Origin of the sequence: Pseudomonas sp. Sample_22 (assembly GCF_004307635.1) — a bacterium.
Classification (GTDB): domain Bacteria; phylum Pseudomonadota; class Gammaproteobacteria; order Pseudomonadales; family Pseudomonadaceae; genus Aquipseudomonas.
The window spans coordinates 1-19,997 of the sequence record NZ_RCNY01000082.1 but is presented as its reverse complement, the minus strand read 5'-3'; the positions used below and the strand labels follow the sequence as shown (position 1 = coordinate 19,997).

Below are 19,997 nucleotides of genomic sequence, written 5' to 3'. Positions count from 1 at the left end.
TGGAGCGCGGATGAACATCAAACAGAAGTTGACCTGGGCGTTTGCAATCATCGCCTGCTTGCCCGTGGTGCTGGTCGCCACCCTCGTTGTGCTGAACTTGCGCAGTGATGCCAAGGACGGATTCGTCGACAGCAGCGGCCGAGAAATCCGTCAGGTCAGCAATGCCATGCAACTGTTTTTCGACGGTATCAGCCAGAACGTCGAGTACCTGGCCAAGCAACCGTTGATCAAGAATTCCGACGACAGCCTCAAGACCTACATGGCCGCCAACGCCGAGACCATCCCCCAAGGCGAGATGGACAAAAAGATCTTCGGCTTCCTGCAGGACCTGGGCAATGCTCACCCGTCCTATGCCTACGCGATTCTCGGCACCGCCGCCGGTGGCTACGTGTCGTGGCCGGACGATGCCAAGCTGGCCAACTACGACCCGCGCCAGCGTCCGTGGTACAAGGCGGCCCAGGCAAAACCGGGCAAGCCGTTCCGTACCGAGGCCTATTACTGGGCCGAAAACGACACGTCCTACGTCAGCACCGTACGCACCATCGATAACAAGCTGGGTAGCAATGGCGGCGTGGTCAGCATCGACGTGTCGCTCAAACAGCTCACCGAACTGGTGAAGCAGATCAAGCTCGGCGAAACCGGCTACCTGATGCTGCTGGAAAACTCCGGCACCGTGCTGGTTGACCCAAAGCAACCGGAGCACAATTTCAAGGCCCTGAGCAGCCTCGGCGAAGGTTATGCGCAGCTGGCCAAGGCTGGCAAAGGCCTGGTCGAAGTCGAACTCGATGGCGAGCGCTACATGGCCAACGTCTGGCCGTCGGAGCAACTGGGCTGGACCTTCATCGGCCTGATCAAGCAAAGCGACGTAATGAGCACCGCGACCCAGCTGACCTGGTTGATCGCGATCATTGCAGCGGTGCTGGCGGTGATCTTCGCCGTGGTCGGCGCCAGTTTCGCCAGCGTCATCGTGCGTCCGATCCGCAGCGTGGCCGATGGCCTGGAAGGCATCGCCCAAGGTGAAGGCGACCTGACAAAAAACCTGCAGATCCGTGGCAGTGACGAAACCGCGCAACTGGCCAGCTGGTTCAACCAGTTCCTCACCGCGATTCGCAACCTGATCCAGAGCATCGGCGGTGCCGCGACGAAGATTCTCGCCACGTCCAAAAGCTCGACCCAGGTTTCCAGCGATATGGCTGAAGCCGCCGGGCGCCAGCGTGAAGCGGTGGACATGGTGTCCACGGCGTTCCACGAAATGGTCGCCACCGCCAACGAAGTGGCGCGCTCGTGCAGCCAGGCTGCCGAATCCGCCGACAGTGGCCAGCGTCAGGCCCGCGAAGGCCAGCAGCAGATCGACGCGGCAGTGAGCAGCGTCGATCGCCTGAGCCAGGAAATCGAACAGTCCGCACAATCGATGCAACAGCTTGAGCGCGACAGCAATGACATTCAGTCGATCCTCGGCACCATTCGCTCGATCGCCGAACAGACCAACCTGCTTGCGTTGAACGCGGCCATCGAAGCGGCGCGGGCCGGTGAGCAGGGGCGTGGCTTTGCGGTGGTGGCGGACGAAGTGCGGGCACTGGCCAAACGCACGGCCGACTCCACCGCGGAGATCGACGGGCTGCTAGGCAACCTGGCCAAGCGCACCAGCCAGGTGACGCAACAGATGCACGCCAGCCTGGAAGTGTCGCAGCAGTCGGTATCACGCATCGGCGAAGCGCGCAGCAGCTTCGGGCAGATCCGCGAGTCGGTGGACGTGATCCGCGACATGAACACGCAGATCGCCACCGCGGCGGAACAACAGCATCAGGTGGCTGAAGACATCAACCGGCACATCAGCCAGATCCATGGCGATGCGCAACTGGTGGCTGAGCTGGCGAACTCGGCGCGCCTGGATTCGCAGAGCCTGGCCGGGTTGTCCAATGAGCTGGACGGGTTGGTGCGCCGTTTCCGCACCTGACCGGCGGACCGCTGCGCGGTCAATCGCTGGCAAGCCAGCTCCCACAGGTTATGCGTCGAGCCGAAATCATGCGGCTCACATCATTCTCTGTGGGAGCTGGCTTGCCAGCGATGGGGCCCTTACTGCCGAAACAACTCTCCCGGGGTAAACCCGAACAGACTTTTGAACGCCGCAATAAACGCCGACGTCGAGTCATATCCACAAGCCAGCGCGACATTGGTCACGCTGTCACCCTCTTCCAGCAAACTCAATGATGACAGCAAGCGCGCACGTTGCCGCCAGCCACGGAAGCTCAACCCGGTTTCACGCTGGAACAGGCGCATCAGGGTTTTTTCCGATGTGCCCAGGCGCTCTGCCCATGCCTGCAACGTCACGTTGCGGTCGGGGTTTTCAATCAGCTCGTTGCATAAACCCAGCAACCGTTCGTGGCGAGGCAATGGCAGGGAAAAACCGACTTCCGGCAACCCGGCCAATTGATCGAGCAACACACTCACCAACCGCGCCTCCTGGCTGTCGCCCTGCGGGTACTCCACAGGCAGCAAACAAAAACTCTTGATCAACTCCCGCGCCAACGGTGTCACTTCCAGCACCCGGCAACGCCCGTCCGCCCACTGGCAATCTTCACGTCGCACATAGAGGCTGCGCATCTCGGCGCGCATCGACGTCACCACTTGGTGATCAAGGTCCGCTGGAATCCAGATGCCCCACTGCGGTGGCGCAAAGAAACTGCCTTCAGCGGTGTGCACCCCGAGAACGCCACTGATGGCATAGGAAAACTGCACCCAGTCGTGGCGATGGGAAGGGGTCCATGAACCGGCATTGAGACTCTCCACCCGGGCATACAACGGACGCGGCAGCACGGTGATCGGTGGGATGCTTCGTTCGAGGGAAATTTGTCCGTTGGTCGGCATTGACTGGCCTTGTGCGATGCGGCTGACAGGGCCGACGTTAAGGCATGCCCCTTATCTATTCAAATTCGGTGATCCTTGTGGGAGCGGGCTTGCCCGCGATTGCGAGCTCTCTGACACATTGATGTTGGATGTGCCGACGTCATCGCGGGCAAGCCCGCTCCCACAGGTTCCTGGTTTCAACCCATAACACTCTTCAACGTTCGATAATGGCGGTAACCCCCTGCCCACCCGCTGCACAAATCGAAATCAGCCCACGCCCCCTTTCCGCCGCATCCAGCAGTTTCGCCAGGTTCGCAACAATGCGCCCTCCCGTGGCGGCGAACGGATGCCCCGCCGCCAGTGAACTGCCTTTGACGTTGAGTCGGCTGCGATCGATCGAACCCAGCGCAGCATCGAGGCCGAGGCGGGTTTTGCAGTATTGCGGATCTTCCCAGGCCTTCAACGTGCACAGCACCTGTGCGGCGAAGGCTTCGTGAATTTCGTAGTAGTCGAAGTCCTGCAAGCTCAGGCCGTTGCGCGCCAGCAAACGCGGAACCGCGTAAACCGGCGCCATCAACAAGCCTTCGGCACCATTGACGAAGTCCACCGCCGCGGCCTCGCCGTCACGCAGGTACGCCAGAATCGGCAAGCCACGCTCGTTGGCCCACTGCTCGCTGCCCAACAACACCAGCGATGCGCCATCGGTCAGCGGCGTTGAGTTACCTGCAGTCAGCGTGCCCTTGGCGCTTTTTTCGTAGGCCGGTTTAAGCGCGGCAAGTTTTTCCAGTGTCGAATCAGCCCGCAAATTATTGTCACGGGTCAGACCGAGGAACGGCGTCATCAGATCGTTGTGCCAACCTTCGGCATAGGACGCCGCCAACTTCTGATGACTTTCCAGAGCCAGTTGATCCTGTTCTGCGCGGGGGATGTTCCAGGTTTGCGCCATCAACTCGCAATGTTGCCCCATGGACAAACCGGTGCGCGGCTCGCCGTTGCGCGGGAATTCGGGGATCAGATGGCGCGGTCGCAATTGCAGAAAGGTTTTCAGTTTGTCGCCCGTGCTCTTGGCACGGTTGGCCTGCAGGAGGATTTTGCGCAGCCCTTCGCTGACGCTGATCGGCGCATCGGAGGTGGTATCAACGCCACCGGCAATGCCGCACTCGATCTGCCCCAGGGCAATCTTGTTGGCCACCAGCAACGCAGCTTCCAGTCCGGTACCGCACGCCTGCTGAATGTCATAGGCCGGGGTTGCAGGCGACAAGCGCGAGCCGAGTACGCATTCGCGGGTCAGGTTCATGTCTCGCGACAACTTGAGTACCGCGCCGGCGACCACCTCGCCGATGCGCTGACCGTGCAGGTTGTAGCGTTCGATCAAGCCTTCGAGCGCGGCGGTGAGCATCACCTGGTTGCTGGCGGTGGCGTATGGCCCGTTGGACCTGGCGAAGGGAATCCGGTTACCGCCGATGATTGCGACGCGACGCAGTTGAGTCATGAAAATCCCCTGATGAAATATCCGATGTGGAAACCGTCCTCTGTAGGAGCGAAGCTTGCTCGCGAAGGTGTGTCAGCTACATTTATGTCAACTGATACACCTTCGCGAGCAAGCTTCGCTCCTACAGGGATTCGGTTGTCATTTATATCCCGCCTGGTTCAAGCGTAGGCCTTATCTCGTGGATCGAACGACTGATTGCCATTCGTGGTCCACACTTTGAACCCCAGCTTTCGGAGCGCGTTCCATGTCTGACCGCTATATCGACTTTGCCAATTCATCCATCGGCCATCGTCTGGTCGGCGCCTTGGGCCTGCCTTCACCGACTCGGCTGGAGCGCTGGCAAGCCGGTCGGCTGCGTCCGGTGGAGGGTGCTCTGCTGATTGGCGGCGGGCCATTGGCGGAGAACGTCAGCGCCTTTGCCAATCGCCTGACCGACGCGATCTACAGCTACGGCACGGAACCCTCGATGGCGACGGCGTGGATTCCCGGGCACGGCCCGAAACTCAAAGCCGTGGTGTACGACGCCAGCAATCTGCTGCACACCGATCAGCTCAAGCAGCTGCGCGAGTTCTTCCAGCCGCTGATGAAAAACCTCGATCACAGTGCGCACCTGGTGATTCTCGGGCGTGACCCGCAGACCTTGACCGACCCGTTCGCCGCCAGCGCCCAACGTGCGCTCGAAGGTTTCAGTCGCTCGCTGGCCAAGGAACTGCGCAGCGGCGGCACCTTGCAACTGATCCATGTCGGCGAAGGGGCCGAGGATCAACTGGAAGGCCCGCTGCGGTTTTTCCTTTCGCCAAAAAGCGCGTTCGTTTCCGGCCAAGTGATTCGCCTGAATCCCTGCGATACGCCGGTGACGGACTGGACGCGACCGCTGGCCGGACGCAAGGCGCTGGTCACCGGTGCCGCGCGAGGCATCGGCGCATCCATTGCCGAGACCCTGGCCCGGGACGGTGCCGACGTCATCCTGCTCGACGTGCCACCGGCCAAAAATGATCTGGAGGCCCTCGCCGCTCGCTTGGGTGGACGTAGCATCACCCTGGATATCTGCGCCGAAGACGCCGCCGCGCAACTGGTCGAACAACTGCCCGACGGGGTCGATATCGTGGTGCACAACGCCGGCATCACCCGCGACAAAACGTTGGCCAACATGACCCCTGAATTCTGGGACGCGGTGCTTGCAGTCAACCTCAACGCGCCACAAGTGTTGACCAAAGCCTTGCTCGATAACGGCACCCTGCGCGACAACGGCCGGGTGATTCTGTTGGCGTCGATCAGCGGCATCGCCGGTAACCGCGGGCAAACCAACTACGCGGCGAGCAAGGCTGGGCTGATCGGTCTGGCGCAAGCCTGGGCACCGCTATTGCAAGCGCGGGGTATCAGCATCAACGCCGTGGCGCCGGGTTTTATCGAAACCCAAATGACCGCGCACATCCCGTTTGGCCTTCGCGAAGCCGGGCGGCGCATGAGTTCGTTGGGCCAGGGCGGCTTGCCGCAAGACGTTGCCGAAGCGGTGGCCTGGCTGGCTCAACCGGGCACCGGGGCCTTCACCGGGCAAGCCTTGCGTGTGTGCGGGCAAAGTGTTTTGGGGGCTTAGGCATGAGCATCGACTGGCACACACTCAATCGCGAACCCAGCCTGCCGGGACTGTACGCACAGGCGGCGACGCGACGAAAAATCACGGGGACCAGCTTGCCGACCACTGGCCTGCGCTGCTGGGTCGATGTCGATGCAAAGCGTCTGGCGGCCTATCGCAAGGTCTGCGGTTTTGCCGACAACAGCCTGCTGCCACCCACTTACCCACATATCCTCGCCTTCGCCTTGCAGATGCAATTGCTGACTGCCAAGGACTTTCCGTTTCCGTTGCTGGGGCTGATTCATCTGAGCAATCGCATTCGCGTGCTGCGCCCCATGGGTGGACTCAATCGGGCGCGTGTCAGCGTGCATGTGGAAAACTTGCAACCCCATGCCAAAGGCGCGACGTTCGATCTGGTGACCACCCTGGATGATCAACTCGGGCCGCTGTGGGAGGCGCAAAGCCAGATGCTGTGCCGAGGGGTCAAACTCGAAGGCGAGCCCGTGGAGGAAGTGTTGGCGTCGACGCTGACGCTCACGCAAGTGGCCCAGTGGAAGGCGCCAGCGGATATTGGCCGGCAATACGCCAAGGTGTCCGGGGACTACAATCCGATTCACCTGAGCTCGGCCAGCGCCAAACTGTTCGGCTTTCCATCGGCCATCGCCCATGGGCTTTGGAACAAGGCTCGCACACTGGCCGCGTTGGCCGAACATCTGCCGGCGGCAAACATCGAGATCGCGGTGCAATTCAAAAAGCCGGTTCGCCTGCCCAGCGAAGTCGCATTGCTTTCCAGCGCGGCGGGGTCCAGTGGTAATCTGCAATTGATCGGGGCTGGGGATCTTGAACACATGGTCGGGCATTGGCGACCGGTTGCCTGACAGATCAACAGATCGCAGCCTGCGGGGCTGCGATCTTTTCGGCTCCCTAACATGGTCAATTGTGTATATATCACTTAAGTTTTCTCCCTCCTCGCCTTCTCCCTCTCCAGCCACACCCTGCTTGATTTAAAAGGCATTTTCACCCGCGGCCAACCCCAAGGTATTAGCCCTTAGGCAGCACGCGCGCGCGTGTATAAAACGGTTTAATACCAAGTGGAGAATGGCGTTGCAGAAGCCTTGCGATTGATATGTGGACAACGGACGGAGGCATGGCCGGCGACAGAACCGGTCAGCCATCGAAGACAACGACGTTGTTACAGGTGCAAGGACTTTCAATCATGAAAACTCAAGTTTTGTGCAAATCCGCAATTGCATTGGCGCTCATTCTCTCGCTAGGTCTGGCCGGTTGCAGCAGCGGCGGTGGCGGTCATGACAGCAGCTCCGACAGTTCCTCACCCGATGGCCAGACCTCTGCGGGTGCTGGTGGTGCAGCCGGTGGTTCAGACGGCACCGCTGGCACAGGCGGGGCAGGTACAGGTGGAACAGGAGGCACTGGCGGTGGCGGTGGCGGCACCACTGACCCGACCAGTCCGACCAATCCAACCGACCCCACCAACCCGACCAATCCAACGGTAACGCCGCTGGTGACCACCACCCTGCTTCAGGACGTCGGCACCACTGTCGGTGGCGTCGGCGATGGCGTAGGGCAGATCGGCGATTCGCTGGGCTCGGTTCCGGTGGTCGGTGGCGTGGTACAAAGCGTGGTCAACACCACCGGCAACGTGGTCAGCACATTGGGTGACGGCGTGGCCGATGGCTTGGGCAAACTCGGCACCGATCCGAATGGCCTCGGTGTCACCGCCTCGGCAGTCGGCGGCGTCGTGCAGGATGTCGGTGACGGCGTTTCCGATGTCAGCGGCAAACTCGCGACCGCCACCAACAGCGTGCCGGTGGTGGGTGGCGTAGTGACCCGCGTTGCGCCGGTGCTCGATGGGGTCGGCGAGCGAGTCACCATGCTTGGCGACACGTTGAGCACCGCGACCACCAGCGGTCCGCTGGGCTCAGTGACCCAGGAAGTCGGCAACAAACTGGTGCCGGTGATCGCCATGGTCGAGAGCACCACCGACAAGGTCGGCGACGCCACCGGCCTGGGCGATCCGCTCAAGGGCATCGTGCAGAAAGTCGGCGACACGGTTGATGGCATAGGTGGAAAAGTCACCGATGCCGGCAACGGCAACGCACTGACCAACACCGTCGGTGGCACCCTGAGCAACACCGGCACAGCGGTCGGCAAGGTCGGAGGCCTGCTGGCCAACGGCAGCGGATCTGGCGGCGGCCTGGGTGGCAACGGCCTGTTGGAAACCGTCGGCGGCGCTGTGGTCAACGTCGGTAGCGGGCTGAACATCGGCAACACCAATGGCGTGGTCAGCGCGGTCGGCGTGAACGGTGCGGCTGGCGGTAATCTGATCGCCTCGGTGGGAAGTGCTCTGGGCGGTAGCGGTATCGCCAATACCGGACCGACCGCGGCGCTGGGCACCGTCGCCACAAGCATCGGGGCCGCGATCAATCCCGTCACCACTGGCGTGACCGGCCTGACCCAAAACATCGGCAGCGCGACCGGCATTGGCTCCCCGGTCGCCAGCCTCACCGGCCAGGTCGGCGGCGCCGTTGCCAACCTCGGCGGCGCGATTACCGGCAGCAACGCCAACCCGGTTGTCGCCGCAGTCGGCACCACAGTCACCACCGTGGGCGGCACCGTTGCGGCGGTCGGCGGGCTGGTCAACAGCGGCACCGGCACCGGCACCTCCGGTGGCCTGGGCGGCGTGTTGGGTGGGCTGACCGGCGCACTGGGAGGAAACCAACGCTGAATTGCACCTGGCCGATTCGACGGCCTTACCTACAGCGCCTACGCTTGGTTGGAGGCGGAAGATTCTGATCAGTCTTCCGTCTTTTTCTTTGGGTCACGAAGACCCACGCGACACAGCGGTTTGAACAGGGAGTGTCCTATGCGCATTTTGCCTTGCCTGCTGTTACTGCCCCTCAGTTGCACCGCTTTCGCCGACACCCTCCCCAGCTTCCTCAACAGCAACGACACGATCCGCAACCTGCCGGTACCCAACCTGCCCGCCGACGCCTATCGTCCAACAGCCGCCCCCCTGCAAGTGCCGGAGCCCGGCGCCACACAAGCGCAACCGTTGATGATGGGTACCAAGGTCAATCTCAAAACCGTGCAGATCGAAGGCGGGACCATTTACCCGCTGACGGAACTGGCCGCTATTTACCAACCGCTGCTGGGCCACGAAACCAGCCTGGCCGACCTGATCGAAGCGACCCGCAACATCACCCGCCGCTATCAACAGGATGGCTACTTGCTGTCCTACGCGTTTCTGCCACGGCAGTCGTTCGATAACGGTGTGGCGCGGGTGGTGCTGGTGGAAGGCTACATCAGGAATTACCAACTGCAGGGCGACATCGGACGGGTCAAAGGCCTGCTCGACAAACTGGTGGCCAAACTCCAGACCGAACGGCCGCTGACCCGCAAAACGTTCGAACGTTACACCACGTTGATGAGCCGAATACCCGGCGTGACCCTGCAAGCGCAAGTCCCGCCGCCGGGCACCACCGATGGCGCGACCGACCTTATCGCCCAGGCCAGCCGCAAGCCCTTCACCAGCAGCCTGAGCACCACCGACGACAACCGCAACGGCACCCAGGCCTTGCTCGGCGTGAGCAGCAACTCCCAGACCGCCATGGGAGAACAACTGAGCCTCAGCGGCCTGTTTCCACCGGGGGATGACGATGAACATTACTATCGTCTGGACTACAACCAGTTCCTCAATGCCGAAGGCATGCAACTGGCACTGTCCGCCTCCCGCTACCGCGCCGACCTTGGTACGAATATCAGACTCGATAACGGCCTTGAGCTCGAACCCCACCGGGAAAACGACCGGTATTCCATTGGCTTCAGCCATCCGGTCATTGCCTCGCCCAACGAACTGCTCAGCGCCGGAGCGCGGTTGTACGCGGTCAACGACAAGACCCGCTACAAAGTGGTGGGTTTCCCGCTCAGCGTTGAAGAACGCACCGACGTCCGCGCCCTGGCGTTCGAAAGCGACTGGCGCAAGGCCGATGCGCAACAACTGCGCATCATCAGCGGCGGGCTGTATCAAGGACTCGACAGCATGGGCGCAGAAACCAACAACAGCGCCCTCGACCTGGACTTCTTCCGTCTGCGCCTGTCAGGGGTGCAAAGCGATAAATTCTTCGACCACTGGCAAGGCGTGCTGTCGGCCGCCTGGTACTGGAGCGACGACACCCTGCCTGACAGCGAACGCGCTGTGTTCGGCGGACAAAACTTCGGCCGCGGCTACCCTGACGACCAGGCATCCGGCGACAAGGGCTGGGGCGCGGCCTACGAAGTGAACTACAGCTTCAACCGCGACGGGAACTGGGTCAGGGTCCTGCAACCTTACGTGGTCCTGGACCGGGCCAAGACCTGGTTCAACCAACTGCCGGTCAAAGGCAGCGACATGTCATCGGCAGCCGTGGGTTTGCGATTTGGCGATGCCAGGTACTACAACATTGCACTCGAGGCGGCCAAACCCATGTCCGATGAGGCACTGGATACCTTCAACCGCAAGCCGCGGTACAGCATCAGTTTCAGTTATCAGTTGTAGGGTGGGTGAGGGATGGGGGCATCTTTTGGAGAATGGTCGGCTGTCAGGCCGCCATCGCTGGCAAGCCAGCTCCCACAGGGTTGGAATGCATCTGGTAGGGATTGGTTGGCTGTCAGGCCGGCATCGCCAGCAGGGCTGGCTCCTACAATTGGATTGGGGGCATCTGGTAGAGAATCGTTGGCTCTCAGGCCGCCATCGCTGGCAAGCCACAGTGGATCCCGGTGTGATCGGGATTTTCGATCACTGAAGATCCCCTGTAGGAGTGAGCCTGCTCGCGATAGCGGTGGATCAGTCAACTCACCTGTTGAATGAGAATCCGCCATCGCGAGCAGGCTCACTCCTACAGTTGGATTGGGGGCATCTGGTAGAGATTGGTTGGCTGTCAGGCCGCCATCGCTGGCAAGCCAGCTCCCACAGAAGAGCAAAAGCAATAGCAGAAGCAGAACACCACCCCACCGCCGTTGCTTCTCACCACTCAACAGGCCGAGCGTTAGCTCGCCTGCAGCTTTTGATCTTGATCCACCCGCCCCCTCGGCAGGCTGAGTGGAGGCGTTTATCCGGGGGTGGGCGCGTAGCGCCGTGCGGCGCAGCCGCACACATCGAGAGGAGGTCGTCGCGAAGCAGACCGGAGGCGATGCCCCCGGATGAATGCCGGAGCGAAGGAACCCCGAGCCTCAGCGAGGGGCCGTACGTACGGGGAGAGACTTTTTGGTTACTTTTGTGTCGTTTGACAAAAGTGACCCGCTGTAAAAGCGGAACCATAAGCCGCCGTTACCGCAGGAATGGATATGTACGCAACCAACCAAGAGCCTGGTCGGCCCAGAGGCCGCCAAGGCCAAGACCGCAATCACCCCTTGACCAAATAAACCTGCGGCAAAGGAAAAAGATTATTCAACGTCTCCAACAACCGCACGTGATAAATCGGCTTGCGAAACAAATCCAGCACCTGCAAACGCAACATGTCACTGACATCGTCCATGTCCGCATGCCCCGACATCACAATCACCGGCAAATGCTGACGCGACGTATGCTCGCGCAACCGCTTGATCAACGACATGCCACTTTCCTCCGGCATGCGCAGATCAGTGATGACCAGCGCAATATCCGGATGCTGCGTCAGCGTTTGCAGCGCCAGCTTGACCGATGTCGCCGTGAAACAAACGAAGCCCTCACCCTCCAGCAACTCCGCCAACTCAAGCACTGCGTCCTCTTCGTCATCGACCAGAAGAAGTTGCTGTCGTGGCGCTGCTGGAGCATTCATAAGGCAACCCTGCATTGGACTGAACGCTGACTTTGGATCACTCGAAACAGGCGCATGGCTGACTGTTACAAAGCAGCCTTGATCGATGTAAAGGTAGTGGAAATGGCGGTCTTGACGCCTGAGCTGAACCCGGCGAGAACCACCGCCACCATGGCCGCAATAATCGCATACTCAATACCCGAAGCACCCTCGGTATCCTTGACCAGCCCCTTGTAGAAAACGAACTCCGATTTGACCTTCTGAACCAGCTTGGAAAAAGGCATGACATGTCTCCTGAAGCACCCGGGTGTTGCACAAGCGCAACATGATTCCCCTATGCCAGCATCAGCATTGTCGGCATTCCCCCTTCCAACAACTGTAACAACGCATTAATACGAAAGTATTAGTCGTTTCGTTGACGTCAAAAAACCCTGCATTTCATCGAATTCTTTAACTTTGCCCAGATATTTCGCTCTGGGTAATGGCGTTTTGCTCTAGCTGCGCTACGGTCAAATAGCGAAATCGTTTTATGTTCATAGCTGCCTGATTGCGAAGTTTTCTCGTTGGAAAGCGAGGCTTTAAGCAGCAGGAAAGGGAGAGCCGTCATGAACAGCCGTTTCATCCTGGGTCTTGCCGGATTGTCTCTGGTGGGTGCGGTCATTGCCGGTTACCTGGGCTTCACACTGACCCGCCAACCCGTCGCCGCGCCCGTTGTGCAAACCGGGACCGATACGACCACCTCCACCGTACAACCGACCGCGCCTGTTGAAGAAGACACCACTCGCCAACCCGTCGTGGTACTGCAACGGGACATCGCGCCGTTTGTACAAATCACCGCCGACGATGTCGCCCTGGAAAAACTTCGTACCGTCCCCGCGGGCAGCCTCACCCAACTTGACCAGGCCATTGGCCGCACGCCTTGGCGCGCCCTTCGCGCCGGCAGTTGGCTGAGCGATGAAAGTTTCGAAGCTGGCAGTAACTTGGCGCGGATGATTCGTCCCGATGAACGCGCTCTGGCCGTCGCCGTAGATGAAGTGATCAACGCCGGGGGTCAACTGACGCCGGGCGATTATGTCGATGTGCTGCTGTTTTTGCGCGGCGACGCCATCAACCTGCAACCGTCGGCGCAACTGGTGGTACCGGCCTTGCGTGTACTGGGCGTGGGCGAGCAAATGGGCTTGACCAACAACGGCCAGCCCGCCAGCCCGGCTCGCAGTAACGACGACAAACTCAGACAGGAACAACAACGCGCTGGCGCCCGCACCGTGCTGCTCGCCGTGCCCGAACAACTGCTCAGCCGCTTGATGCTCGCAGCACAGGCCGGGGTATTGCGCCTGGCGGTGCGCAGCGCCGATGAAAAACGCCTGGCCCGTTACTGGGCCGGCCAGAGCGAATCCCCGGCCAACATCGCCAACGCCAATCGCGAACTGGTGCAGTTCAACCAACTGGCCATGACAGCTCCTCCCAAACCGATCACCAACAGTGGCGCAACCACACCACGCAAGTCCGCTGTGGAAGTGATCCGCGGTAATGAAATCACTCAACAGACCCCCTGAATCGTGCAAGGACGCCTTTTAATGCGCAGACGTTTTACGCCGTTGTTCAACGGCTTGATCTGGGCCACCTTGCTGGGCAGCTTACCGCTGGCGTCAGCAACCGCTGCAACCGGCAGTTGCGCCACGCTCGGCCCATTGCCGGCCGCGCTGGAAGTGGGCGAAGGGCAGCAACAGGAGTTGCAATCGCCCGTAGCGATTACCCGGATCGCCGTGGGTGACCCGAAAATCGCCGATGTGCGGGTCAACGGCAATCAGGCGTTCCTGATCACCGGCGTCGCCTCCGGCACGACCAGCCTGATGGTCTGGACGGCCTGCGCCAGTGCACCCCGCCAAAGCATGGTGTTCGTCCAGGGTCGCGCGACGACGGCCATGACCACCGCACGACAGCTACCCTCCGCTGATCCCTTGCTGCCATCGCAGGTACAGACCGACATTCGCTTCGTCGAAGTCAGCCGCACCAAACTTAAGGAAGCCAGCACGTCGATCTACGGCAAAAGCTCGAACTTCCTGTTCGGCTCCCCCGGCACGGTGCCGAACACCGCGGTGACACCACGGGTATTCCCGCTGCGCAACCTTGACCCGCGCATTGCCGTGCCGAGCATTCCGCTGGCCAATGATATGTACAACATCGTCGCCGGTGGCGGTAACTTCCTCGCGATCATCAATGCCATGGAGGGCAGTGGCTTCGCCTATACCCTGGCTCGGCCAAGCCTGGTGGCGCTCAGCGGCCAGAGCGCAAGCTTCCTGGCGGGCGGTGAAATTCCGATCCCGATTCCCAGCGCCAACAGCGACAGCTATTCCATCGAATACAAGGAATTCGGCATCCGCCTGACGCTCACACCCACTGTGATCGGCAATGACCAGATCGCCCTCAAGGTCGCACCCGAAGTCAGCGAACTGGACTACAACAACGCGGTGACCATCGGCGGCACCACCGTGCCGGCCTTCACCATTCGCCGCACCGACACCAGCATCTCCCTGGCCGACGGTGAGAGCTTCGTCATCAGCGGCTTGATCAGCACGCAAAACACCTCGCAGGTGAACAAGTTTCCGGGGCTGGGCGACATCCCGATCCTCGGTGCGTTCTTCCGCAGTTCCGCAATCAATCGCGAAGAACGGGAACTGCTGATGATCGTCACCCCGCACCTGGTGCAGCCGTTGGCCGTGAATGCACAGTTGCCGTCGCTGCCCGGTGAAAAACTGCGCAACTACGATCCCAACTGGTATCGCCTGTACTTCCTTGAAAACGGCGACTTCGATAAACGCAGCGGGCTATCGCAATGAGCCAGAACCTCAGCCAGACCTTTCTTGCGATCACGCGCAACAGCACCGATCTTGAATGGCTGCAAGGCGCCCTCGCGCCGTTGGGCCAGGTGGTCAGTGCCGGGGGCGGTAGCCTCGACGAACTGCTGGCGCTGGTCGACGTGACCTTCGCCAACCTGGTGTTCGTGGGCCTTGACCGTGAACACGTGGTCGCGCAGTGCGCGTTGATCGAAGGCGCGCTGGAAGCCAAACCGATGCTGGCCATCGTCGCGCTGGGCGACGGCATGGACAACCAACTGGTACTCAATGCCATGCGGGCCGGCGCGCGGGACTTTGTCGCCTATGGTTCACGTTCCAGTGAAGTCGCAGGATTGGTGCGGCGCTTGAGCAAGCGCCTGCCAGCCGTGGCGCCCAGCAACCATTTGGGCGGCCTGACCGTGTTGTATGGCGTGCAGAGCAATGCCGACGGTGCGCTGCTTGCCAATCACATGGCGCAAGTGGTGCAGAAGAGCGGCCAGCAGACGCTGCTGCTCGACCTCGGATTACCCCGCGGCGACAGCCTGGCCTTGCTCGGTCTGGAGAGTTCGTTTCATTTTGGCGATGCCTTGCGTCATGTCCGCCGCCTCGATGCCACGCTGATCGACAGCGCCTTCACCCGCTGCGAAGTCGGCCTGCGCATCCTCGCCTACGCCAACAACGATGAACCGCTGGAACACACCAGCGCTGCCGAGTTGTACATGCTGCTCAGCGCCCTGCGTCAACACTTCCAGCACATCGTGGTGAACCTCACCGGCCAGCCCGACAGTGAAGCCCTGCGCACCTTCGTCAGCCATTGCGACAAGCTGTTGTGGTACACCGACCAGAACGTGCTTGATTGCCGCCGCAACCTGGCGGTGCTCAACCTGTGGCGCGAAAAGGGTGTGAAGCTCGATCACGCCAAACTGCTGGTCGACCGTTATCTGCGCAGCGTGGCGCCGGACTCAGATGCCTTGGGCAAAAGCTTCGGTATGGAAATCATCGCCACCCTGGCCTACTGCCCCGAAGTGCGTCTGAATGCAAAGAACCAGGGTGTGACCCTGTTTGAACTGGCACCCCGGGAAGTCCTCACCCAAAGCCTGCGCACCCTCGGTGAACGCCTGGCCAAACGCTCCGAAAGCCTGGCCAAACCCAAGTCCTGGTTCAGTCGCTTGAGAGGTGTGCAATGAGCGCGGAAAAACTGTTCGGCGCCAGCCCGCGCGCGGTGGCCGGCAATACCGATCATGAAGGCCTGAAACTGGTGCTGCACCGCTACATCATCGATGCCATCGAAGAGTCCGGCAAAAACCTGCTGGAAGGTTCACGGCAAGTGCTGTCGCAGTTCGTCATCGACAAAGTGGCCGAATACATCGCGCGCCTGCACCTGGCGATTTCCCGCTACGAGATGGAGCGCCTGGCCGAAGAAATCGTCGACGAGCTCACCGGTTTCGGCCCGCTGGAAGTGCTGCTGCGTGATTCGGCCGTGACCGAAATTCTGGTCAATGGCCCGCATCGGGTGTTTATCGAGCGTGACGGTGTGCTGCACCAAAGCGATTTGCGTTTCATCGATGCGCACCACGTCGAACGCGTCATGCAACGCATTCTTGCGCCACTGGGACGCAGGCTCGATGAATCATCGCCGATGGTCGATGCGCGCCTGCCGGACGGCAGCCGGGTCAACGCGATCATTCCCCCGATTGCGCTGGACGGCCCTTGCCTGTCGATTCGAAAGTTCCGCCAGGACATGCTCAAGAGCACCGACCTGATGGCCATGCAAACCATCGATCAAGCGATCTACGAATTCCTCCAGGAAGCCGTGGGCAAGCGCTGCAATATCTTGATCAGTGGCGGCACCGGCACCGGCAAGACCACGCTGCTGAACATCCTCAGCCAGTTGATCAACCCCCATGAACGCCTGGTGACCATCGAAGACGTCGCCGAATTGCAACTGGGCCACCCGCACGTGGTGCGCCTGGAAACCCGCCCGCCGAATGCCGAGGGCCATGGCGAGGTGAAGGCCAGCGACCTGATTCGCAACGCCCTGCGGATGCGTCCGGACCGGATCATCCTCGGCGAGATCCGCGGTGTCGAAGTGGTCGACGTACTGACGGCAATGAACACCGGCCACGACGGCTCCATGAGTACCGTGCACGCCAACAATGCCCAGGATGCTTTGCTGCGCCTGGAAACCCTGGTCGGTCTGACGGGCCGCAGCATCGCCGAACGGACCTTGCGCCAGATGATCTGCGCCGCGCTGGACGTGGTGATTCAGTTGACCCGCATGCCCGACGGTCGCCGTTGCGTCAGCGAGGTGGTGGAGGTCATCGGCATCCGCGAAGACGTCTACGTGACCAATACCCTGTTCCGCCTCGACCGACGCAGTGGCTTTGGTTTCCTGCGCGAGGCGCTCAACCCGGCTGGCGACAAATTGCGTCGCGAGTCGACGCTCTCCCCTATCGCGTACTGAAGGCCACGGCATGCTCAAACCGCTGCTGCTCATCGTCGTTTGCCTGGCCTTGCTGGGCCTGTCGGCGCGTTTGCTCTATCGCGGCCTGCGTCAACCCGGCACCCAGCGCGTGCTGGAGCGCTTGAGCCAAGGGCAACCGGAACGGGTGGCGCACAAAACCTCATGGTCGGCGCTGGAGCGGGCCTTCTTGCGCGCAGGTCTCGGGCGCCCGACTGAACGTATCGAACAGTGGCTCGCCCTGTGGGGTCTGCTTGTTTTAGTCGCCGTCGTAGCGGGCGGCTGGATCGGCTTGCTGTTGGCGTTATTGCTGCCGCCCTTGCTCCTGAAAGTGTTTGTCGAATGGCGCTACCAACGCCGGCTAAAGCGCATGATCGAACAATTGCCGCCGCTGCTCGATCACACCGTGCGCAGCCTGAAGTCCGGACGCACCCTGGCCGATGCCGTGCTGGGTGCGATCGATGCCGCCCAGGACCCGCTGAAAAATGCCTTGGGCCGGGTGCAACGCAACGTACAACTGGGCATCAGCCTGCCCGAAGCGGTATCGGACTTCGCCGAACTCTACGACAAAGACGAACTGCGTCTGTTTGCCCTCGGCCTGAAGGTCAACCACCGCTACGGCGGCAACGCCAGCGAATTGCTGGAAAACCTGATCAAGATGATCCGCGAACGCGAACAGGCGGCGCGTCAACTGAGCGCCATGACCGGCGAAACCCGCGTCACGGCGGTGGTCCTGGCGGCGTTGCCGGTCACCGTCGCTGGTTACTTCCTGATCGCCAATCCCAAATACCTGATGACCATGTGGAGCGATGGCTCGGGGCAAATGATGCTGATGGCCGCGCTGGGCTTTCAGGTATTTGGCTGTCTGGCGCTGTGGCGCATGTTGCGTAGCCTATGAACCTGTCATTGCTGTTGAGCTCGCTGCTGTTTCTGTTGGCATCGCTGATGCTGCTGAGTGTCGTGCTGGAACTGCGTCGGCGTGCCCGCCAAGTGGTGCAACGGCTGGACGGTAAAAACCCGGCGGATAACCGCTTCGGCCAATGGCTGCATGCGCTGGGCAACAGTCGTGTGGGCCGGCAAACGGTCAGTCTCGATAACGAAACCCAAACGCTGCTCAACGCCCTCGGCTGGCGCACCGCCCGCAAACGCTCGATCTTCGCGGCGTGCCAAGTGGGGGTTCCGGTGCTGGCACTGGCCCTGAGTGCAATGATCCAGGGGCTGTTCTTCCCGCAGATCGCCAATCCGTGGATTGTCCCGGCATTTGCCGTCGGCATCGGTTATCTGCTGCCAAAACGTCTGCTTGCTGCCGCCGCTCACCGTCGGCGGAAAAAACTGGCGATCGAAATTTCCACCTTCATTCCACTGCTGCGCATTCTGTTTGAGTCGGGCATGGCCGTGGAGCAATCGCTGCGCGTCTTGAGCAACGAAGGCAAACAACTGCTGCCGATTCTGACCCATGAATTACGCCTGGTGCTGACCCGCGTCGACTCCGGCCTGGAACTGGCCGAGGAGCTGAACAAGGCCTCGCGCATGCTCGCGGTGGACGAATTCACTGACACCTGCGTGATCCTGCAACAGCTGATACATCAGGGCGGCGGCGCGATGAAATCCCTGCTGGCGCTCAAGTTATTGCTCGATGATCGGCGCCTGACGCGCCTGCAGGAATACATCTCCAAGATGTCCGCGAAAATGTCCGTCGTGATGATGCTGTTCCTCTTCCCGGCGTTATTGATCGTCCTGGCCGGCCCGGGGCTCACCGCCCTGGCCCGGGCTTTTGCTTCGTAGAGGGATTCTGATGAAAGCACTGATTGCCGGTTTGAGTCTGCTGTTGCTCAGCGGTTGCGCGAGCACCGGTCAAACACCCTGGAGCGCCCTGACCGACTCCGCCAGTTGCAGCAAGCTGAGCTCCGAGCAACAGCTGTCGCTGAACCTGGCCGAGGACATGGCCAAGGAAGGCAAACTGCACGCCAGCCTGGCCAACCTGCAAAGCCTGCCGGACAACCTCGCCGATGTGCGCCTGCGCAAAGCCAAGGTCTACCGATTGCTCGGCCGCAGCGAAGCCGAACCGTTGTACCGCAGCCTGCTCGGCGGTTGCATGGCCGCCGAAGCCGAACACGGCCTGGGCCAACTCGCCGCCGCCAGGGGCGACAACGGCCTGGCGCAGGCCCACTTGCAACGGGCCGCGCGACTGGCGCCCACCGACGAAAAAATCCGAAATGACCTGGGCGTGGTGTACCTCAACCAACTGCGTGTCGAAGATGCCCGATTCGAATTCCTCACCGCCATGGAACTCAAGCAAAGCGACCTGCTGGCCGCGCAGAATCTGGTGACGCTGCTGATCTACCAGGACGACTGGAGCCGCGCTGCCGAACTGGTCAGCCGCCTCGGCCTGAGCCCGGCGCAAGTCACCGAAGCCCAGGCCCGCGCGGAAAAACTCAAGAGCCCGGCCAAACCTGCCGCGACCGCCGCCGCGCAAGTTGCAGCGGTCACCACCGTGCCCCTTCAGTAGGGAGATCCCAGGATGAAATCCACTACCCTCTGCTGCCTCGGCCTCCTGGCCTTGCCACTCAATGCCCACGCTATCGGCCCTGGCCCCGCGTCACCGCAACAACAGGAAACCGAAGGCTGGTTGCAGCTGCAAAGCAGCAATATGGCCGCCTCCCAAAAAACCCAAACCGCCACCGCGACCGAACGGGAACTGGCCATGCAACGCTGGCTCAAGAGCTACCAGCATGAGATTCCGGCGTTTTTTGATCAGGATGCAGGGGGTGCGGTGGACAGTGGGTCGGGGGAATAGCTGCACCTGACAAATCGTGGCGCGGGAGCACGCTCCCTCGCCACAGGATGGGTTGAAATGCATCCCCTGCTGACGATGAACGATAACGCGGCCTACTACGGCGGATCGAGATTATCCAGCGCCCGATTCACCGCCAACTCACCGAGCATGATGATCTGCGCAATGCCCAGCAGCGCATTGCGATGCGGACTG

The 19,997-nt window shown here is 61.2% G+C and carries 17 protein-coding genes; 13 read left to right on the top strand and 4 right to left on the bottom strand.

Annotated elements, in window-relative coordinates; all coding sequences use genetic code 11:
• Positions 1-10 precede the first annotated feature (10 nt).
• A complete protein-coding gene (locus D8U73_RS21775) occupies positions 11-1,957 on the top strand; it encodes a methyl-accepting chemotaxis protein (protein ID WP_056852504.1) in 1,947 nt (648 codons plus the stop codon).
• Between the two features lie 119 nt (positions 1,958-2,076).
• Here the strand turns inward: D8U73_RS21775 and D8U73_RS21770 are convergent, their stop codons facing one another.
• Both D8U73_RS21770 and D8U73_RS21765 read right to left on the bottom strand, forming a co-directional pair.
• On the bottom strand, positions 2,077-2,868 hold the full coding sequence (locus D8U73_RS21770) for a helix-turn-helix transcriptional regulator (protein ID WP_056852503.1): 792 nt from the start codon (positions 2,866-2,868) through the stop codon (positions 2,077-2,079).
• A gap of 193 nt (positions 2,869-3,061) precedes the next feature.
• Positions 3,062-4,339 (bottom strand): acetyl-CoA C-acetyltransferase, encoded by a 1,278-nt coding sequence (locus D8U73_RS21765; protein ID WP_130905767.1) that lies wholly within the window; start codon positions 4,337-4,339, stop codon positions 3,062-3,064.
• A gap of 244 nt (positions 4,340-4,583) precedes the next feature.
• Between D8U73_RS21765 and D8U73_RS21760 the strand changes: the two genes are divergently transcribed.
• The 4 genes from D8U73_RS21760 (at position 4,584) to D8U73_RS21745 (ending at position 10,470) form a co-directional block, all read left to right on the top strand.
• Positions 4,584-5,936, top strand: coding sequence for a 3-oxoacyl-ACP reductase (locus D8U73_RS21760; RefSeq protein ID WP_130905766.1), 1,353 nt, complete (start codon positions 4,584-4,586; stop codon positions 5,934-5,936).
• A gap of 2 nt (positions 5,937-5,938) precedes the next feature.
• Positions 5,939-6,793, top strand: coding sequence for a MaoC/PaaZ C-terminal domain-containing protein (locus D8U73_RS21755; protein ID WP_130905765.1), 855 nt, complete (start codon positions 5,939-5,941; stop codon positions 6,791-6,793).
• A 338-nt stretch (positions 6,794-7,131) separates the two neighbouring features.
• Entirely contained in the window at positions 7,132-8,661 is a 1,530-nt protein-coding gene (locus D8U73_RS21750) for a collagen-like triple helix repeat-containing protein (protein WP_130905764.1), read from the top strand.
• Between the two features lie 138 nt (positions 8,662-8,799).
• Positions 8,800-10,470: a POTRA domain-containing protein gene (locus tag D8U73_RS21745; protein ID WP_130905763.1), complete on the top strand. Its 1,671-nt coding sequence runs from the start codon at positions 8,800-8,802 to the stop codon at positions 10,468-10,470.
• Positions 10,471-11,317: 847 nt separating this feature from the next.
• Here the strand turns inward: D8U73_RS21745 and D8U73_RS21735 are convergent.
• Together D8U73_RS21735 and D8U73_RS21730 are read right to left on the bottom strand one after the other, a co-directional pair.
• Positions 11,318-11,731, bottom strand: coding sequence for a response regulator (locus D8U73_RS21735; RefSeq protein ID WP_130905762.1), 414 nt, complete (start codon positions 11,729-11,731; stop codon positions 11,318-11,320).
• A gap of 65 nt (positions 11,732-11,796) precedes the next feature.
• Complete coding sequence (locus D8U73_RS21730; RefSeq protein WP_130905761.1) at positions 11,797-11,994, bottom strand: Flp family type IVb pilin; 198 nt, start codon at positions 11,992-11,994, stop codon at positions 11,797-11,799.
• Positions 11,995-12,315: 321 nt separating this feature from the next.
• On the opposite strand from D8U73_RS21730, the gene cpaB reads away from it, so the two are divergent.
• The 8 genes from cpaB to D8U73_RS21690 are packed head-to-tail and all read left to right on the top strand — an operon-like array spanning position 12,316 to position 19,805.
• Positions 12,316-13,266 (top strand): Flp pilus assembly protein CpaB, encoded by a 951-nt coding sequence (gene cpaB, locus D8U73_RS21725; protein ID WP_056852494.1) that lies wholly within the window; start codon positions 12,316-12,318, stop codon positions 13,264-13,266.
• 21 nt (positions 13,267-13,287) lie between these two features.
• Positions 13,288-14,550, top strand: coding sequence for a type II and III secretion system protein family protein (locus D8U73_RS21720; protein WP_130905760.1), 1,263 nt, complete (start codon positions 13,288-13,290; stop codon positions 14,548-14,550).
• The gene (locus D8U73_RS21715; RefSeq protein WP_056852492.1) at positions 14,547-15,734 is read left to right on the top strand and encodes a pilus assembly protein; all 1,188 of its coding nucleotides are present in this window, start codon (positions 14,547-14,549) and stop codon (positions 15,732-15,734) included. The genes D8U73_RS21720 and D8U73_RS21715 overlap by 4 nt, the downstream gene beginning before the upstream one ends.
• Entirely contained in the window at positions 15,731-17,011 is a 1,281-nt protein-coding gene (locus D8U73_RS21710) for a CpaF family protein (RefSeq protein ID WP_056852491.1), read from the top strand. Before D8U73_RS21715 ends, D8U73_RS21710 begins: the two co-directional genes overlap by 4 nt.
• 10 nt (positions 17,012-17,021) lie before the next feature.
• Positions 17,022-17,906: a type II secretion system F family protein gene (locus D8U73_RS21705; protein WP_130905759.1), complete on the top strand. Its 885-nt coding sequence runs from the start codon at positions 17,022-17,024 to the stop codon at positions 17,904-17,906.
• Entirely contained in the window at positions 17,903-18,793 is an 891-nt protein-coding gene (locus tag D8U73_RS21700; RefSeq protein WP_130905758.1) for a type II secretion system F family protein, read from the top strand. Before D8U73_RS21705 ends, D8U73_RS21700 begins: the two co-directional genes overlap by 4 nt.
• Before the next feature lie 10 nt (positions 18,794-18,803).
• Positions 18,804-19,517 (top strand): hypothetical protein, encoded by a 714-nt coding sequence (locus D8U73_RS21695; RefSeq protein WP_130905757.1) that lies wholly within the window; start codon positions 18,804-18,806, stop codon positions 19,515-19,517.
• 12 nt (positions 19,518-19,529) lie between these two features.
• A complete protein-coding gene (locus tag D8U73_RS21690) occupies positions 19,530-19,805 on the top strand; it encodes a DUF3613 domain-containing protein (protein ID WP_056852487.1) in 276 nt (91 codons plus the stop codon).
• The last annotated feature ends 192 nt before the right edge of the window (positions 19,806-19,997 follow it).

Bases quoted from the DNA above. Each gene is read 5' to 3' on its own strand.
- D8U73_RS21755 (WP_130905765.1), top strand. From the start codon at position 5,939: ATGAGCATCGACTGGCACACACTCAATCGCGAACCCAGCCTGCCGGGA.
- D8U73_RS21770 (WP_056852503.1), bottom strand. From the start codon at position 2,868: ATGCCGACCAACGGACAAATTTCCCTCGAACGAAGCATCCCACCGATC.
- D8U73_RS21750 (WP_130905764.1), top strand. From the start codon at position 7,132: ATGAAAACTCAAGTTTTGTGCAAATCCGCAATTGCATTGGCGCTCATT.
- D8U73_RS21745 (WP_130905763.1), top strand. From the start codon at position 8,800: ATGCGCATTTTGCCTTGCCTGCTGTTACTGCCCCTCAGTTGCACCGCT.
- D8U73_RS21695 (WP_130905757.1), top strand. From the start codon at position 18,804: ATGAAAGCACTGATTGCCGGTTTGAGTCTGCTGTTGCTCAGCGGTTGC.
- D8U73_RS21690 (WP_056852487.1), top strand. From the start codon at position 19,530: ATGAAATCCACTACCCTCTGCTGCCTCGGCCTCCTGGCCTTGCCACTC.
- D8U73_RS21730 (WP_130905761.1), bottom strand. From the start codon at position 11,994: ATGCCTTTTTCCAAGCTGGTTCAGAAGGTCAAATCGGAGTTCGTTTTC.
- D8U73_RS21720 (WP_130905760.1), top strand. From the start codon at position 13,288: ATGCGCAGACGTTTTACGCCGTTGTTCAACGGCTTGATCTGGGCCACC.
- D8U73_RS21705 (WP_130905759.1), top strand. From the start codon at position 17,022: ATGCTCAAACCGCTGCTGCTCATCGTCGTTTGCCTGGCCTTGCTGGGC.
- cpaB (WP_056852494.1), top strand. From the start codon at position 12,316: ATGAACAGCCGTTTCATCCTGGGTCTTGCCGGATTGTCTCTGGTGGGT.
- D8U73_RS21760 (WP_130905766.1), top strand. From the start codon at position 4,584: ATGTCTGACCGCTATATCGACTTTGCCAATTCATCCATCGGCCATCGT.
- D8U73_RS21715 (WP_056852492.1), top strand. From the start codon at position 14,547: ATGAGCCAGAACCTCAGCCAGACCTTTCTTGCGATCACGCGCAACAGC.
- D8U73_RS21765 (WP_130905767.1), bottom strand. From the start codon at position 4,339: ATGACTCAACTGCGTCGCGTCGCAATCATCGGCGGTAACCGGATTCCC.
- D8U73_RS21735 (WP_130905762.1), bottom strand. From the start codon at position 11,731: ATGAATGCTCCAGCAGCGCCACGACAGCAACTTCTTCTGGTCGATGAC.
- D8U73_RS21775 (WP_056852504.1), top strand. From the start codon at position 11: ATGAACATCAAACAGAAGTTGACCTGGGCGTTTGCAATCATCGCCTGC.
- D8U73_RS21700 (WP_130905758.1), top strand. From the start codon at position 17,903: ATGAACCTGTCATTGCTGTTGAGCTCGCTGCTGTTTCTGTTGGCATCG.
- D8U73_RS21710 (WP_056852491.1), top strand. From the start codon at position 15,731: ATGAGCGCGGAAAAACTGTTCGGCGCCAGCCCGCGCGCGGTGGCCGGC.